Origin of the sequence: Pseudomonas sp. NPDC088368 (assembly GCF_044753445.1) — a bacterium.
Classification (GTDB): domain Bacteria; phylum Pseudomonadota; class Gammaproteobacteria; order Pseudomonadales; family Pseudomonadaceae; genus Aquipseudomonas; species Aquipseudomonas bambusae.
The window spans coordinates 394888-409899 of the sequence record NZ_JBIVNG010000001.1; the positions used below are offsets into that span (position 1 = coordinate 394888).

Here is a 15012-nt window from a genome sequence, read left to right on the forward strand (position 1 = left end):
GTCCTGGACCGACCAGCTGCCCGTGTCATTGATAGCGACACAGACAGCCAGTGGTTTTTTGCCCTTTTGGGGCGTTGCCCTCGTGAGGCAGATCTGGTTAGTGCTGCAGGATTTTGTTCAGGAAGTGCTGAGCGCGTTCGGAACGGGCGCTGACGTCGCCGAAGAATTCGTCCTTGACGCAGTCTTCGATGATCTGGCCCTTGTCCATGAAGATCACGCGGTCGGCCACTTTTCGGGCGAAGCCCATTTCGTGGGTCACGCACATCATGGTCATGCCTTCGTGGGCGAGCTGTACCATCACGTCCAGCACTTCGTTGACCATCTCAGGGTCGAGGGCGGAGGTCGGTTCGTCGAACAGCATGACCACCGGGTCCATCGCCAGCGCACGGGCAATCGCCACGCGCTGCTGCTGGCCGCCGGACAGTTGGCCAGGGTGCTTGTGAGCGTGAGCCGACAAGCCGACGCGCTCCAGCAGGGCCAGGCCTTTTTTGGTGGCTTCTTCCTTGCTGCGGCCCAAGACCTTGATCTGCGCAATGGTCAGGTTTTCAGTGATGGTCAGGTGCGGGAACAGCTCGAAGTGCTGGAACACCATACCCACGCGGGAACGCAGTTTCGGCAGGTTGGTCTTCGGGTCGGCAATGGAGGTGCCATCGACCACGATGTCGCCTTTCTGGAACGGTTCCAGCGCGTTGACGCACTTGATCAGGGTCGATTTGCCCGAACCGGACGGGCCGCAGACCACGATCACTTCGCCTTTCTTGACCTCAGTGCTGCAATCGGTCAGCACCTGGAAGTCCCCATACCACTTGTTGATATTTTTGATGGAAATCATACGGCTAACCTTTTTTGCATGAGCTTGACCAGACGCGCGGCCACGAAGCTGATCGTGAAGTACACCAGACCCGCGACGATCAGGAATTCATTGGAACGACCAATGATGTCGCCGCTGGAACGGGCTGAGTTGAGGAAGTCCACCAGACCGACCGTGTAAACCAGCGAGGTGTCCTGAAACAGAATGATGCTCTGCTGCAGCAGCAGCGGGGTCATCTTGCGGAAGGCTTGCGGCAGGATAATCAGGCGCATCATCTGGCCGTAGGTCATGCCCAGCGCTTGCGCGGCACCCATCTGTCCACGGGAAATCGACTGCACACCGGCACGGACGATTTCGCAGAAGTACGCGGCCTCGAACATCATGAAGGCCACGACGCAGGAGGTGAACGCGCCGACCGGAGTGTCCTGGCCGGTGATCCAGCGCAGCACGAACGGCACCGCCAGGTAGAACCAGGTGATGACCAGCAGCAGCGGGATCGAGCGGAAATAGTTGACGTAGGCACCGGCGATGCGCGACAACAGTTTGCTCGACGACAGGCGCATCAGGGCCAGAAGGGTCCCGATGATGATGCCGCCGACCACGCCCATGACCATCAACTGCAAGGTCATGACCATGCCGTTCCACATGCCTGGAATGGCGGGGATGATTCCAGAGAAGTCCATTATTTACCTCCCACGGAGATCAGGCCCGGCACGGCGACTTTCTTCTCGACCAGACGCATGAGCAACATCAGACTCATGTTCAGCGTGAAGTAGATCAAGGTGGCGAGGGTGAAGGCTTCGAACAGGTTCGCGGAAAACTCGGCGGTCTGTTTGGTCTGGGCCAGCAATTCCATCAGACCGATCAGCGAGGCCACCGACGAGTTCTTGAACACGTTGAGGAATTCGGAGGTGAGCGGCGGGATGATGATCCGGTAAGCCTGCGGCAGCAGCACGTTCCAGTAGATCTGCGGCAGTTTGAAACCCATGGCGCGCGCGGCGGATTCCTGGCCGCGAGGCAACGCCTGGATACCGGTGCGCACTTGTTCGCAAACCCGTGCGGCGGTGAACAGACCCAGGCACACGACAACGCTCAGAAAGGCCGAGGTGGTCGGGTTCAGGTCCTGCTTGTACCACTCCTGCAGGTTCTCAGGCAGCAGATCCGGCACCAGGAAGTACCAGATGAACAGCTGCACCAGCAGTGGCACGTTACGGAAAATTTCCACGTAAACCGTGGCGATGGAAGACACGATGCGATTGGGCACCGTGCGCATCACCCCGAGCACTGAGCCCAGGATTAACGCGATGATCCAGGCGACGATGGAGATGCCGATGGTCCAGCCCAGACCGGATACATACCAGTCCAGATAGGTCTCGGTGCCGACGCCAGTGGACTTGAAGAATACGCTCCAGTCCCAGTTGTAATTCATCAGGGTCTCCCCTCTGATCGATCGTTATGCGCGCATGCCAAGGGCAGCGGCTTCCGGGGACTTATTACGTCCCCGGAAATCAGGCTTATCTTTTTGTGATAACGGAGCGAAGGGCTTAAGCCTTCTTGTCCGGCGCTGGCTTGTCGTTCGGGTTGGCGATCAGCTTCTTGAGCTCTTCGCTCATCGGGAAGCTCAGGTTCAGGCCTTTTGGAGGAATTGGCTGGGTGAACCACTTGTCGTAGATCTTGTTGATCTCGCCCGACTTGTAGAGGCCGACAATCGCGTCGTCCACGGCTTTCTTGAACGCTGGGTCGTCTTTACGAACCATGCAACCGTAGATTTCATAGGATTGCGGGGTGCCGGTCACGTGCCAGTCGGTTGGCTTCTTGGCCTTGGCCATTTCGCCCGCCAGCAGTGCGTCATCCATCATGAATGCAACGGCACGGCCCGATTCCAGCATCTGGAAGGACTCACCGTGGTCTTTGGCGGAAATGACGTTCATGCCCATCTGCTTGTCAGCGTTCATCGCTTTGATAATGCGCTCGGACGTGGTGCCCGCGGTGGTCACGACGTTCTTGCCTTTCAGATCATCGAAGTCGTTGTACGGCGAACCGACCTTGGTCAGCAGCTTGGTGCCGATTTCGAAAATGCCGACGGAGAAGTCGACTTGCTGAGCGCGCTCGGCGTTGTTGGTGGTCGAACCACACTCAACGTCGACAGTGCCGTTCTGAACCAGCGGGATACGGGTCTGGGAAGTGACCAGGTTGTACTTGACGTTCAGATCTGGCTTGTTCAGGTCTTTTTTGATCGCTTCGACGATGGCAAGCTGAATGTCGTGGGAGTAACCGACAGGTTTGCCGGAAGCGTCAGCGATGTACGAGAACGGAATGGACGAGTCGCGGTGACCGAGGGTGATGGTGCCGGAATCGTTGATTTTTTTCAGAGTGCCGGTCAGCTCGGCGGCGGACACTGGGGTGCTGATCAAAGCGGCTGCAGCAATGGCAACGCCCAGAATGTGGGGAACGATACGCATCTGTTTCTCCTCGACTTTGTTTTTCTTATGGGTCCGTGTTGGGTCGGCCCTATCGGTTTCAGAACGCTACAACGGCGGCCCAATTCAGGCGGCACGCTACATCGGAGCAATCGTGATTGAGTGTAGAGCATGAGTCATGCCAAGCATGTGACATGTTTTAACTCACTGAAATTAAAGGGATTTTATTTTATTGTTGCGATAGAGGGAGGATGAATCGTACGGAATGCCGAATAGGCGAGAGAGGGGTGTTCGGAAAACCGAATGCCTGTGTGGATGAATCAGGCAAAACGCTCGCAGTCTGTGGGAGCGAATTCATTCGCGAAAGAGGTTACTGACGATGACGATGCATCGCCTGTCGGATCATTCGCGAATGAATTCGCTCCCACAGAGAGGCCGAGGGGTGTCAGTCGATCCGGTGTGTCGCCGGGAAATCAAGCGGCCTCGATGGCCCCTTTGCTCCGGGCGACTTTATCGAGGTACGCCTGCACGTTCTGCTGTTCTTCCGCCGTGGTGAACAGGCCGAGCTTGGTCCGACGCCACAGGATGTCGTCAGCTTTCGTCGCCCATTCTTGGCTGCACAGATAATCCACCTCGCGGCTGTAAAGGCCACCACCGAGGTGTTCGCCCAAATCCGCCAACCCTTGCGCGCCGTCGATGATGCGCCAGCTGCGTGAGCCGTAGGTGATCGACCAACGCTTGGCAAGGTCTGCAGGCAGCCAAGGGCAGCGTTGTTGCAACTCAGCTGCCAAGGCCGCTGGCTTGGTCATGTTTTCTCCACCCGGCAGGCTCGCCTTGGCGGTCCAGCTCGGACGCATCTGGGTGAAGAACGGCGCCAGCTGTTGCATCGCCGACTCCGCCAGCTTGCGATAGGTCGTCAGTTTCCCACCGAACACCGACAAGATCGGCGGCTCGCCCGCGCCACCGGACAGCGACAGGGTGTAGTCGCGGGTGATCGCTGAGGGGTTGTCGGATTCGTCGTTGCACAGCGGGCGCACGCCAGAATAGGTGCGGATAATGTCGTCGCGGCTGAGCTGCTTCTTGAAGTGTTCGTTGACAATCTTCAGCAGGTAATCGGTCTCGCCTTCGGTGATCGCCACTTTGGCCGGGTCACCGGTGTATTCGCGATCGGTGGTGCCAATGATGGTGAACCGCTCCAGATACGGAATCGCGAAGACGATGCGCTGATCCTCGTTCTGCAGGATGAACGCGTTTTCGCCTTCGTACAGTTTCGGCACGATCAAATGGCTGCCTTGGATCAGGCGAATGCCATATTGCGACTCCAGCTTCAAATCTTCGCGAATGAACTTGGCGACCCATGGGCCGGCCGCGTTCACCAACGCCCTGGCACGAATGGAGAAAAGGCTGCCATCGGCGCGTTCCATGTTCAGGTGCCACAGGCCGTTGCTGCGTCGAGCACTGAGGCAGCGGGTCTGGGTGTGAATGTGCGCGCCTTTTTCCCGTGCCGCCATCGCATTGAGCACCACGAGACGGGCGTCATCTACCCAGCAATCCGAGTATTCGAAACCACGGGTGATAGTGGCGTTGAGCGGGCTGCCAGCACCGAAGCGCAGGCTTTTCGACGCGGGCAGCTTTTCGCGTTTGCCGAGGTGGTCATAGAGGAACAGACCTGCACGGATCATCCATGCAGGACGCAAGTGCGGACGATGGGGCAGCACGAAACGCATGGGCTTGACGATGTGCGGCGCCTTCTCCAGCAGCACTTCACGCTCGGCCAACGCCTCACGCACCAGACGGAATTCGTAATGTTCGAGGTAGCGCAGGCCACCGTGGATCAGCTTGCTACTGGCCGACGAGGTGTGGCTGGCGAGGTCATCCTTTTCGCAAAGGAACACTGACAGGCCGCGTCCCGATGCATCCGCTGCGATCCCGACGCCATTGATGCCACCGCCGATCACGGCAATGTCATAAACCTCGGAAAGCGGTGGGGTGGGCAAGGCGGAGTGGGCCATCGGGGCCTCCTGTCGAGAATTCGGTCACGTTCGATTTTGGCGAATTCGAACATTTACGTTCATTTTCGAAAATAGTAACGCAATAAGACCGAGGCCACCACTCGGTATTGATTGAAAATACTGATGGGAGGGGAGGGAAAGGAACAAAAGCGAACATGATCATGTTCGGACAGGCCGTTGCAGTAGCGCGATTTGTTTTTGATTGGGTTGAAGATGTTGGACGGGGTAACGCGGTTTGTTTTTTGATTCTGCCCGCAGGGCGTGGGAGCTGGCTTGCCTGCGATCTGCTGCGAAGCGGCAGTGAATTCGGTAAACGCGGTGCGCCTGGTACGACGCAATCACATGTTTCGCTGCCGCTTCGCGCCAGATCGCAGGCAAGCCAGCTCCCACGGCCTGCGGCCAGAATCAAAAGCCAACGCCAACGCCAACGCCAACGCCAACGCCAACGCCGGAGCCAAAGCCAGCGCGATACGCCGGCTATCAGAAACTTATACGACTTCCAGCCGAATCTTGTTCTGCGTCAGCAGTTGCGCCAGTGCAGGCGCGGGGGGCTGGTCGGTGACGAGGCAGTCGATCAGGGTGATCGGGCCCAGGCGTACCATGGCGTTGCGGCCGAATTTGCTGGAGTCCGCCGCCAGAATGACTTGACGCGCATTGGCGATGATCGCCTGGGAGACGCGGACTTCCTGATAATCGAAATCCAGCAGGCTGCCGTCTTCGTCGATGCCGCTGATGCCCACCAGCGCGAAATCGACCTTGAACTGGGTGATGAAATCAACGCTCGCCTGACCCACCACACCGCCGTCACGGCGCACATTGCCCCCGGCCAGCAGCACTTCGAAGTCGTCCTTGCCGCTGAGGATCGACGCCACGTGCAGGTTGTTGGTGATGATCTTCAGGTGACTGTGGTTGAGCAAAGCGCGGGCGATGGATTCGGTGGTGGTGCCGATGTTGATGAACAGCGAGGCGTGATCGGGAATCTGCGCCGCGATGGCTTCGGCGATGCGCTGTTTCTCGTCGCGCATCTGGTCCGCGCGCATGGCGTAGGCGGTGTTTTCGATGCTGGAGTCATACGCTGCGCCACCGTGGTAGCGACGCAAAAGGTTCATCTCTGCCAGTTGGTTGATGTCGCGCCGAATGGTTTGCGGGGTCACGACGAACAATTGGGCCATTTCTTCGATGCTGACGTAGCCGCGTTCACGGACCAGCTCGAGGATCTGCTGTTGACGGGGTGGCAGATTCATTTTTCTTCCTTCGGGCAAGAGCGCCCATGATGCCGCAGGCAGCCATTACCTGTCAGCCGGAAAAAGAATCTCAAAGATCAAACCTGTAGGAGCGAATTCATTCGCGAGCGGCCGGTACATTCGATAGAGATCTGTCGGATGTACCACAGCATCGCGAATGAATTCGCTCCTACAGTGAAACCAGGCGACCCGTTGAATCGCGCTGTGGCTTATGACTCCGCGTCTTCGTGCGGCTCCCAATCCCGCGTGCGCTCCACCGCCTTGCGCCAGCCCGCGTACAGCTTTTCCTTCTCCGCCTCGTCGCATTGCGGTTCGAATTTGCGTTCGATTACTGCCTTGTCTTTCAACTCGTCCAGCCCGCTCCAGAAGCCGATGGCAAGACCCGCCAGATACGCCGCGCCCAAGGCCGTGGTTTCGCGCATTTTCGGGCGCTCGACCTGGGTGCCCAGAATGTCGGCCTGGAACTGCATCAGGAAGTTGTTGGCCACCGCGCCGCCGTCCACGCGGAGGGCCTTGAGCGGTTCGGCGGCGTCCTGCTGCATGGCGTCGAGGACGTCGCGGGTCTGGTAGGCGATGGATTCCAGCGCGGCCCGGATGATGTGATCGACCTTCACGCCCCGGGTCAGGCCGAACAGCGCGCCACGGGCGTAAGGGTCCCAATACGGTGCGCCAAGTCCCGTGAACGCGGGCACCAGGTACACGCCGTTGCTGTTCTTCACCTTGGTCGCGAAGTACTCGGTGTCCATGGAGTCGTTGACGATCTTCAGTTCATCCCTCAGCCACTGCACCGTCGAGCCGCCGTTGAACACCGCGCCTTCCAGCGCATACGCCACTTCGCCACGTGGACCGCAGCCGATGGTGGTAAGCAGGCCGTGGTTGGATTTCACGGCTTTCTTGCCCGTGTTCATCAACAGGAAACAGCCGGTGCCGTACGTGTTCTTGGCCTGGCCGGGTTCCACGCACATCTGGCCGAACAGGGCCGATTGCTGGTCCCCCGCGATACCAGCGATGGCGATGCCGCTTTTGCTGTGGCCGTAAACTTCAGATGAGGACTTCACCTCGGGCAGCATTTCCCGAGGCACGTCGAGCACATCCAGCATCCGCTGGTCCCATTCGAGGGTATGGATGTTGAACATCATGGTGCGCGAGGCGTTGGTGTAATCGGTGACGTGCACCTTGCCACCGGTGAATTTCCAGATCAGCCAGCTATCAACGGTGCCGAACAGCAACTCGCCCCGACGGGCACGTTCGCGGCTGCCTTCGACGTGGTCGAGAATCCACTTCAGTTTGCTGCCGGAAAAATACGGGTCGATCACCAGACCGGTGGTGTCCCGAATGTAGTCCTCCAGCCCGTCGCGCTTGAGCTGCTGACAAATCTCGGTGCTGCGACGGCATTGCCAGACCACGGCGTTGTAGATCGGCCGCCCAGTGTCTTTCTCCCAGACCACCGTGGTTTCGCGCTGGTTGGTGATGCCAATGGCAGCGATCTGGTTGTGATGCAGGTTGGCCTGGGCCAGCACTTTGGTCATGCAGGCGGTCTGGGTGGCGAAGATTTCCATCGGATCGTGCTCCACCCAGCCTGGCTGCGGGTAGTGCTGCACGAATTCGCTCTGGGCGGTACTCACCACGTTGGCATCGCGGTCGAAGATGATTGCGCGGGAGCTGGTCGTACCTTGATCGAGGGCGATGATGTAATTCTTGTTGTCGTTGTCGGTCATGTCGATTGCCTGGTGATAAAGCGGGTGTTCGGGACTGTCGTCAGTGTACGTGCGAAAACCCGTCAGGTGATGAGGCGGCCTCACCGTTGAAGGCTGAATATTCGTATTCGAAAAAATATAGACGTAAACGAACATTGTCAAAGTCGAAAGTGAACGGTGTCTCTGTTTTTCAGGGCTTAACGATTTCACGCTGGGACAGCCGCTGAACAGAGGCGTTTCGACAGCAGATGGCCTAAAGTAGCGACAGCCAACACGAAATACCCTGGTCGTCTGGAGTGCTGCATGACCCCCGCATTGGATTTACTGAAAAAAGTTCGCGCCGAACACCGTGTCCACAGTTACGAACATGACCCCAAGGCCGCGTCCTATGGCCTGGAAGCCGCTGAAAAGCTGAATCTGCAACCCGAGCAAGTCTTCAAGACGCTGCTGGCCAGCACCGAGAAGGGTGAGTTGCTGGTGGCCGTGGTGCCGGTGGTGGGTTCGCTGGACCTCAAGGCCCTGGCCCATGCGGCAGGGGCGAAAAAAGCCGAGATGGCCGACCCCGCCGCCGCGCAACGGTCTACGGGTTATCTGTTGGGCGGGATCAGCCCGTTCGGTCAAAAGAAACGGCTCAGAACGTTTATTGACGTGTCCGCCCAACCGTTCGCGACCATTTTTGTCAGCGCTGGTCGTCGAGGGCTTGAGGTTGAACTGTCGGCGGCGGTACTTGCTCAACATACCGGTGCGACGTTTGCTCAGATTGGCCGCGAATGATCCGGATGCATCGTCAGATATGCCGTGTCTTGCTGTAGTCATTCAGGCTGATGCAGGGCAGGGCGCTCGAACAATAACGATTGGGGATGCCTTCCATGCAGCTTGAATTTCATCAAGTCGATGCCTTCAGTGACCGACCGTTCGCAGGCAACCCTGCGATGGTGTATCGCCTCGATGCCTGGCTGTCGGATGAGCTGATGCAGCGCATTGCGACGGAACACAACCTGTCCGAAACCGCTTTTGTTGTGCGGGAGGCGCAGGGCTGGCATATCCGTTGGTTCACGCCTACCAATGAAGTCCCGCTGTGCGGGCATGCGACGTTGGCCAGCGCCTATGTGTTGTATGAAAAGTATGGCGAAACGTCTGACACCATTCAGTTCATCAGCCAGTCAGGGCCGCTGAGCGTCAGCCGCGAGAACGGACGCCTGTTGCTGGATTTTCCCTCTCTGCCGCCGAGTGAAGTGGGCGTGACGGTGGATATCGAACGCGCGCTGAACACCGAAGTCGTCGACGCGCTGGGCGCTGCGGCGCTGTTGGTGGTGCTGGAGTCCGAGCAGGCGGTTCGCGATTGCAAGCCTGACATGGCTGCCATCGCCCGGCTGCCATGGCCGGGGGTGATCATCACTGCGAAAGGCGATGGCGACGCGCATGATTTTGTCTCTCGCTATTTCGCGCCGGGGAACGGCATTCCCGAAGACCCGGTCACCGGCTCGACCCATTGCAGCCTGATTCCGTATTGGTCGGCACGCCTGAACAAATTCAGCCTGACAGCCCATCAGAGTTCGGCGCGAGGGGGCGAGTTGTTCTGTCGTCTGGAGGGAGATCGGGTGAAGATTGGCGGGTATGCGACGTTGGTGGCGAGTGGGGTGTTGATGGTCGGGTGAGTTCACCGCCGCGTCCTCTGTGGGAGCGAATTCATTCGCGAAAGGGTGGTGCAGGCGACGGACCTTCATCGGCTGTACGATCTATTCGCGAATGAATTCGGTCCTGCAGGGGACTGTGTTCCCAATCTCAGCGAGGGGTGTTCGTCAGGACGCAGGAAACAGCACCAGATTCTGAGCCGTTACGCGGATACCGACGTCATCTCCCGCGTGCAGATCAGCTTGGCTGGGGAACAAGGCTTCCAGTGGCGTCCCGCTTGGCAGCTGCAAGCGATACAGCGTCGCGGCGCCCTGAAAGGTTTTGCTGATGACTCGGGCTTTCACTGGGCTGTCCGGCGCATACATGATGTCGTCCGGCCTCAGCAGCACATCGACCGTGCCTACAGGATCACGGGCACAGGTCCCACGCAGTACGCCGAGTTCGGTCTGCACCGACTCGCCATCCATCATTTGCCCACGAATGAAATAACCCTGGCCGACAAAACTGGCGACATAGCGCGTAGCCGGTCGGTGATAAAGGTTGTAAGGCGTATCCCATTGTTCAAGGCGTCCTTCCTTGAACACCCCCACCTGATCGCTGACGGCGAAGGCTTCTTCCTGATCGTGGGTCACCAGAATCGCGCTGGTGCCTCGGGCCTTGAGAATATCGCGCACCTCATGGCTCAAACGTCGGCGCAGCTCGCCATCGAGGTTGGAAAAAGGTTCGTCGAGCAGCAGCAATTGCGGTTCTGGTGCCAATGCCCGCGCCAAGGCGACGCGTTGTTGCTGGCCGCCCGAAAGCTCATGGGGATGCCGCTTGCCCAGCGCGCCGAGGTTGACCAACGCCAACATTTCTTCGACCACCTGTGCCAGGCGCGGATGATGCCGAATGCCGAAGGCGATGTTGTCCGCGACAGTCAGGTGCGGGAACAGCGCGTAGTCCTGAAACACCATGCCGATCCGGCGCTTCTCGGGCGCGAGGGTGAAGCCGGGTCTGGAGATGACGTCGCCCGCGAGGCTGATTTCACCCGCGTGCACCGGTTCGAAACCGGCGATGGCGCGCAACGTGGTGGTCTTGCCGCAGCCCGACGAGCCGAGCAGGCACCCGATGTCTCCGGCGTTGAGGTACAGATTCAGGTTCTGCACCACGCGTTGGTCTTGATAACCGCAGGCCAGGTCACGCAGTTGCAGCAGCATCGGCTCACTCATGCAGGTTGGTAGGCAGGCGCCACCAGAAATTCGAGCAGCGCCTTTTGCGCATGCAGACGATTTTCCGCCTGATCCCACGCCACTGAACGTGGATCGTCGAGCAGGTCTTCACTGATCTCCTCACCCCGGTGGGCAGGCAGACAGTGCATGAACAGCACGTCGTCAGCGGCCAGATCGAGCAGTTCGCGAGTGACCTGGAAAGGCTTGAACAGCGCGATGCGCTTGGCGGTTTCCTCTTCCTGGCCCATGGAGGTCCAGACGTCGGTGCTGATCAAATGCGCGCCCTTGACCGCTTCACGCGGGTCGCGGGTCACGGTCACGCGGTCGCCGGCCAGCGCCAGGAAGCGTGGGCTCGGCTCGTAGCCTTCAGGGCAGGCGACGCGCAGTTGGAAGTCGAACTGGATCGCCGCTTCTATATAGCTGTTGCACATGTTGTTGCCGTCGCCGATCCAGGCCACGGTCTTGCCCTTGATCGCACCGCGATGTTCGAGGAAGGTCTGCATGTCGGCCAGTAACTGGCACGGGTGCAGATCGTCGGACAGGCCGTTGATCACAGGCACACGGGAATTTGCAGCGAATTCGATGAGGTTGCTGTGGGCGAACGTGCGGATCATGACCGCATCGACCATGCGCGACATGACGCGCGCGCCGTCGGCAATCGGTTCGCCACGCCCCAGTTGGGTGTCGCGAGGGGACAAAAAGATGGCCTGACCGCCGAGCTGGATCATGCCGGCTTCGAACGAAACGCGAGTCCGAGTCGAAGATTTCTCGAAGATCATGGCCAGCACTCGACCTCTCAGCGGCTCGAACAACACGCCTCGGTTTCGCAAGTCCTTCAGCTCAATGCCTCGACGGATCACGGCGCTCAGTTCGTCTGGCGTGTAATCCATCATCGAGAGAAAGTGCCTGGTGATCATCATTAACTACCTTGTCTGCAACAGACCGCAGATCCTCTAAGCCGGGTTTTATCGGGAAAACGGGCGAGACCTGCGGCAAAAGCCGCACGGGGCGACGAATAGGGAAGGCGCGAGGGTATAAGAAAATGTCGCCTCGTGCCAAGGCCCGGCATGTTCGAAAAAAATTGTCAGACGTCCGGTCGCTTGAAAATGGCGTGGTCAGGACGCTTTTCATGTAACGAAGTGCTACAGTTGCGTACGAAGCGAAGGCAATTCGCCATCTGCGTCCACCGCGAAGGGCAAAGGTTGTACACCGCTTCGCTGGACACTGGCAATTACTGCCGTTTTTGCAACAGTTTCAAAATGCTGCTGAACCTAATGCGACATGCTTCACGCCGTGGAAACCGGGACGTTTCCTAAACGTGTGGCGTGGGTTATAAAGGCCGCTTATGTCCTCCAGAAGGGGTGGGGAATGGATTCAAAAGAGAAACAACTGACGGAACTGCTCGGGCTCACGGCTCGCACCCTCACGCACCTCACTGCTTCCATGACGTCGATGTCGTTCGAGCTGATGCGCAGTGAAGATGAAGTGACCCGTTCGGCAGGTCGCCGCATGATCGACCGCATGGCCACCATCAGTGCCGGACTGGATGACCATTGGCGTTTGATTGGCGAACTGACGGGCGTGCAGGTCTCCCAGGAACAGGTCGAGACCGTTCATGAGATTCAGCTGAAGCGCAAGGTGGTCACGCCCATCGGCGGTTCGGCTTCCTGATCCCCGTTCCTTTGCTCAGGTGAGCTATCGGCTCGCCTGATGCTGTCCGATTCACGGCACTGACGTTTCTGGCGAAGTGCCGCGCCAGGCTCCATAGTTTTGTTTCCGCGATCGCGCCGATCGCCACACAAAAACATGAGACTGGCGATGACCAAGACTCTCCACCACCGTGCCTGTCACCTGTGCGAGGCCATCTGTGGCCTGACCATCGAAACCACCCTTGAAGACGATGCCAGCGTGCGTATCAGCTCGATCAAGGGCGACGCGCAAGACACGTTCAGCCGAGGGCATATCTGCCCGAAAGCGGTGGCTTTGCAAGACATCCAGAACGACCCCGACCGCTTGCGACAGCCTATGCGCCGTATCGGCAGCGAGTGGCATCCCATCGCCTGGCAGGACGCGTTCGAACTGGTGGCCGAGCGTCTGCTGGACATCCAGCAGCGTCACGGACAAAACGCTGTCGCGGTCTATCAGGGCAACCCCAGCGTTCACAATTATGGGCTGATGACCCACAGCAATTACTTCCTTGGTCTGCTGAAAACCCGCAACCGATTCTCCGCGACATCCGTCGACCAATTGCCCCATCACCTCACCAGCTACCTGATGTATGGCCACGGCCTGTTGCTGCCCATCGCCGACATCGACCACACCGATTTCATGCTGATTCTGGGCGGCAACCCGCTCGCCTCCAACGGCAGCATCATGACCGTACCCGACGTAGAGAAGCGCTTGAAGGCGATTCAGGCGCGGGGCGGCAAAGTCGTGGTGGTCGATCCTCGGCGTAGCGAAACGGCTGCCATCGCCAACCAACACATGTTCATCCGCCCCGGTGGCGACGCGGCGCTGCTGTTCGGCCTGCTGCACACGCTGTTCGCCGAAAGCCTGACCCGCGACACGCATCTGCCGGTCGATGGCCTCGAAGAAGTGCGGGCTGCCATCGCGCACATGGACACGGACGCCATGAGCCTGCGTTGCGGGGTGCCTGCCGAAGACATCCGGCAACTGGCTCGGGATTTCGCGGGTGCGAAAAGCGCCGTGTGTTACGGGCGGATGGGCATCTCGACGCAGGCCTTCGGCACGCTGTGCCATTGGCTGGTGCAGCTGATCAATCTGGTGACTGGCAACCTTGACCGGGTCGGCGGCGCGCTGTGCACTGAGCCTGCGCTGGATCTGGTGGCCTCGACCTCGGGCGGCGGTTTCAATCGCTGGCAGAGTCGTGTCTCGGGTCTGCCCGAATACAGCGGCGAGCTGCCGGTGTCGGCGCTGGCGGAAGAAATGCTCACCGAAGGCGAAGGGCAGGTTAAGGCGTTGATCACGGTGGCGGGCAATCCGGTATTGTCGACGCCCAACGGTCGTCAGCTCGATCAGGCGCTGGATGGCCTGGAGTTCATGGTCAGTGTCGATCTCTACATCAATGAAACCACGCGCCACGCCGACCTGATTCTGCCCTCGACCTCGGCGCTGGAAAACGATCATTACGACACGACGTTCAACATGTTCGCGGTGCGTAACGTCACCCGCTTCAATCGCGCCATTCTCGCCAAGCCTGAGGGCGCACTGCATGACTGGGAGATTTTCGTCGGGCTGGCCAAGGCCTTCGCCGCGCGCGCCGGGCGTGAGCTGAAACCGACGATTCCTCCGGCTCAAATGGTGGATCGTGGATTGCGCGCAGGCTTTTATGGCGATGCCTCGGCGATGAAGCTGTCACTGGAAACGCTCCATGACCACCCTCATGGGCTGGACCTGGGCGCGCTCAAACCCAATCTCGCCACGCGGCTGAAAACGCCCAATCAGCGGGTTCAGGCAGCGCCGGAGGTGATCCTGGCCGATCTGGTGCGCTTTGCCACCGCTGCGATGCCGTCAGTGGAGGAGCTGTTGCTGATCGGACGGCGTCACGTGCGCAGCAATAACTCGTGGATGCACAACTACCACCGGCTGGTGAAAGGCAAGCCACGCCATCAACTGCTGATGCACCCGGACGACCTCGCCACCCGTGGCCTGAGCGACGGGCAGCGCGTGCGAGTAAGTTCGCGGGTGGGAATGATCGAGGTCGAGGTGATGGGCAGCGCGGACATGATGCCCGGTGTGGTGAGCCTGCCTCACGGTTGGGGGCATGGGCGGCCGGGCGTGCAGATGGACATTGCCCGCGATCAGCCGGGGGAGAGTGCAAACGACCTGACTGACGAGCGGCAGATGGACACGCTGTCCGGGAACGCTGCGCTGAACGGGGTGCCGGTCACTGTCGCAGCGGCATGACGCTCATCATATTTATGAGGCCGATTAAAGCCAAGACCGAGCGTTACGCTAGGGAATC

Annotated in this window: 13 protein-coding genes; 4 read left to right on the forward strand and 9 right to left on the reverse strand. The window is 59.3% G+C overall.

What is annotated here, in order from left to right; all coding sequences use genetic code 11:
- Positions 1-97 precede the first annotated feature (97 nt).
- From ACIQAL_RS01710 to glpK, 7 genes are all read right to left on the reverse strand, one after another.
- A complete protein-coding gene (locus ACIQAL_RS01710; RefSeq protein ID WP_341959565.1) occupies positions 98-832 on the reverse strand; it encodes an amino acid ABC transporter ATP-binding protein in 735 nt (244 codons plus the stop codon).
- On the reverse strand, positions 829-1497 hold the full coding sequence (locus tag ACIQAL_RS01715) for an ABC transporter permease subunit (protein ID WP_178115696.1): 669 nt from the start codon (positions 1495-1497) through the stop codon (positions 829-831). Before ACIQAL_RS01715 ends, ACIQAL_RS01710 begins: the two co-directional genes overlap by 4 nt.
- Complete coding sequence (locus ACIQAL_RS01720) at positions 1494-2240, reverse strand: amino acid ABC transporter permease (protein WP_166593477.1); 747 nt, start codon at positions 2238-2240, stop codon at positions 1494-1496. The genes ACIQAL_RS01715 and ACIQAL_RS01720 overlap by 4 nt, the downstream gene beginning before the upstream one ends.
- Before the next feature lie 115 nt (positions 2241-2355).
- Positions 2356-3273 carry a glutamate/aspartate ABC transporter substrate-binding protein gene (locus ACIQAL_RS01725; RefSeq protein ID WP_341959564.1) on the reverse strand — a complete coding sequence of 306 codons (918 nt, stop codon included), beginning with the start codon at positions 3271-3273 and terminating at the stop codon, positions 2356-2358.
- Positions 3274-3704: 431 nt separating this feature from the next.
- Entirely contained in the window at positions 3705-5243 is a 1539-nt protein-coding gene (gene glpD / locus ACIQAL_RS01730; RefSeq protein WP_401141740.1) for a glycerol-3-phosphate dehydrogenase, read from the reverse strand.
- A gap of 488 nt (positions 5244-5731) precedes the next feature.
- Positions 5732-6487, reverse strand: a complete 756-nt coding sequence (locus ACIQAL_RS01735) for a DeoR/GlpR family transcriptional regulator (RefSeq protein ID WP_401141743.1) — start codon at positions 6485-6487, stop codon at positions 5732-5734.
- 209 nt (positions 6488-6696) lie between these two features.
- Positions 6697-8205 carry a glycerol kinase GlpK gene (gene glpK, locus ACIQAL_RS01740; RefSeq protein WP_401141746.1) on the reverse strand — a complete coding sequence of 503 codons (1509 nt, stop codon included), beginning with the start codon at positions 8203-8205 and terminating at the stop codon, positions 6697-6699.
- 282 nt (positions 8206-8487) lie between these two features.
- Here glpK and ybaK point away from each other — a divergent pair, with 282 nt between their 5' ends.
- A complete protein-coding gene (gene ybaK / locus ACIQAL_RS01745; RefSeq protein ID WP_401141749.1) occupies positions 8488-8958 on the forward strand; it encodes a Cys-tRNA(Pro) deacylase in 471 nt (156 codons plus the stop codon).
- Between the two features lie 95 nt (positions 8959-9053).
- On the forward strand, positions 9054-9842 hold the full coding sequence (locus tag ACIQAL_RS01750; RefSeq protein ID WP_401141751.1) for a PhzF family phenazine biosynthesis protein: 789 nt from the start codon (positions 9054-9056) through the stop codon (positions 9840-9842).
- 144 nt (positions 9843-9986) lie between these two features.
- Here the strand turns inward: ACIQAL_RS01750 and ACIQAL_RS01755 are convergent, their stop codons facing one another.
- Together ACIQAL_RS01755 and argF are read right to left on the reverse strand one after the other, a co-directional pair.
- The gene (locus ACIQAL_RS01755; RefSeq protein ID WP_401141754.1) at positions 9987-11027 is read right to left on the reverse strand and encodes an ABC transporter ATP-binding protein; all 1041 of its coding nucleotides are present in this window, start codon (positions 11025-11027) and stop codon (positions 9987-9989) included.
- A complete protein-coding gene (argF, locus tag ACIQAL_RS01760) occupies positions 11024-11944 on the reverse strand; it encodes an ornithine carbamoyltransferase (protein WP_401141756.1) in 921 nt (306 codons plus the stop codon). The genes ACIQAL_RS01755 and argF overlap by 4 nt, the downstream gene beginning before the upstream one ends.
- Positions 11945-12395: 451 nt before the next feature.
- On the opposite strand from argF, the gene ACIQAL_RS01765 reads away from it, so the two are divergent.
- Positions 12396-12698 (forward strand): hypothetical protein, encoded by a 303-nt coding sequence (locus tag ACIQAL_RS01765; RefSeq protein WP_166593468.1) that lies wholly within the window; start codon positions 12396-12398, stop codon positions 12696-12698.
- A 147-nt stretch (positions 12699-12845) separates the two neighbouring features.
- Positions 12846-14954: a molybdopterin oxidoreductase family protein gene (locus ACIQAL_RS01770; protein WP_401141759.1), complete on the forward strand. Its 2109-nt coding sequence runs from the start codon at positions 12846-12848 to the stop codon at positions 14952-14954.
- Positions 14955-15012: the final 58 nt, after the last annotated feature.

What these genes read in the sequence shown, in the direction of transcription:
- ACIQAL_RS01750 (WP_401141751.1), top strand. Translation starts at nt 9,054, where the DNA reads ATGCAGCTTGAATTTCATCAAGTCGATGCCTTCAGTGACCGACCGTTC.
- ACIQAL_RS01710 (WP_341959565.1), bottom strand. Translation starts at nt 832, where the DNA reads ATGATTTCCATCAAAAATATCAACAAGTGGTATGGGGACTTCCAGGTG.
- glpK (WP_401141746.1), bottom strand. Translation starts at nt 8,205, where the DNA reads ATGACCGACAACGACAACAAGAATTACATCATCGCCCTCGATCAAGGT.
- ACIQAL_RS01720 (WP_166593477.1), bottom strand. Translation starts at nt 2,240, where the DNA reads ATGAATTACAACTGGGACTGGAGCGTATTCTTCAAGTCCACTGGCGTC.
- argF (WP_401141756.1), bottom strand. Translation starts at nt 11,944, where the DNA reads ATGATCACCAGGCACTTTCTCTCGATGATGGATTACACGCCAGACGAA.
- ACIQAL_RS01725 (WP_341959564.1), bottom strand. Translation starts at nt 3,273, where the DNA reads ATGCGTATCGTTCCCCACATTCTGGGCGTTGCCATTGCTGCAGCCGCT.
- glpD (WP_401141740.1), bottom strand. Translation starts at nt 5,243, where the DNA reads ATGGCCCACTCCGCCTTGCCCACCCCACCGCTTTCCGAGGTTTATGAC.
- ACIQAL_RS01770 (WP_401141759.1), top strand. Translation starts at nt 12,846, where the DNA reads ATGACCAAGACTCTCCACCACCGTGCCTGTCACCTGTGCGAGGCCATC.
- ybaK (WP_401141749.1), top strand. Translation starts at nt 8,488, where the DNA reads ATGACCCCCGCATTGGATTTACTGAAAAAAGTTCGCGCCGAACACCGT.
- ACIQAL_RS01765 (WP_166593468.1), top strand. Translation starts at nt 12,396, where the DNA reads ATGGATTCAAAAGAGAAACAACTGACGGAACTGCTCGGGCTCACGGCT.
- ACIQAL_RS01755 (WP_401141754.1), bottom strand. Translation starts at nt 11,027, where the DNA reads ATGAGTGAGCCGATGCTGCTGCAACTGCGTGACCTGGCCTGCGGTTAT.
- ACIQAL_RS01735 (WP_401141743.1), bottom strand. Translation starts at nt 6,487, where the DNA reads ATGAATCTGCCACCCCGTCAACAGCAGATCCTCGAGCTGGTCCGTGAA.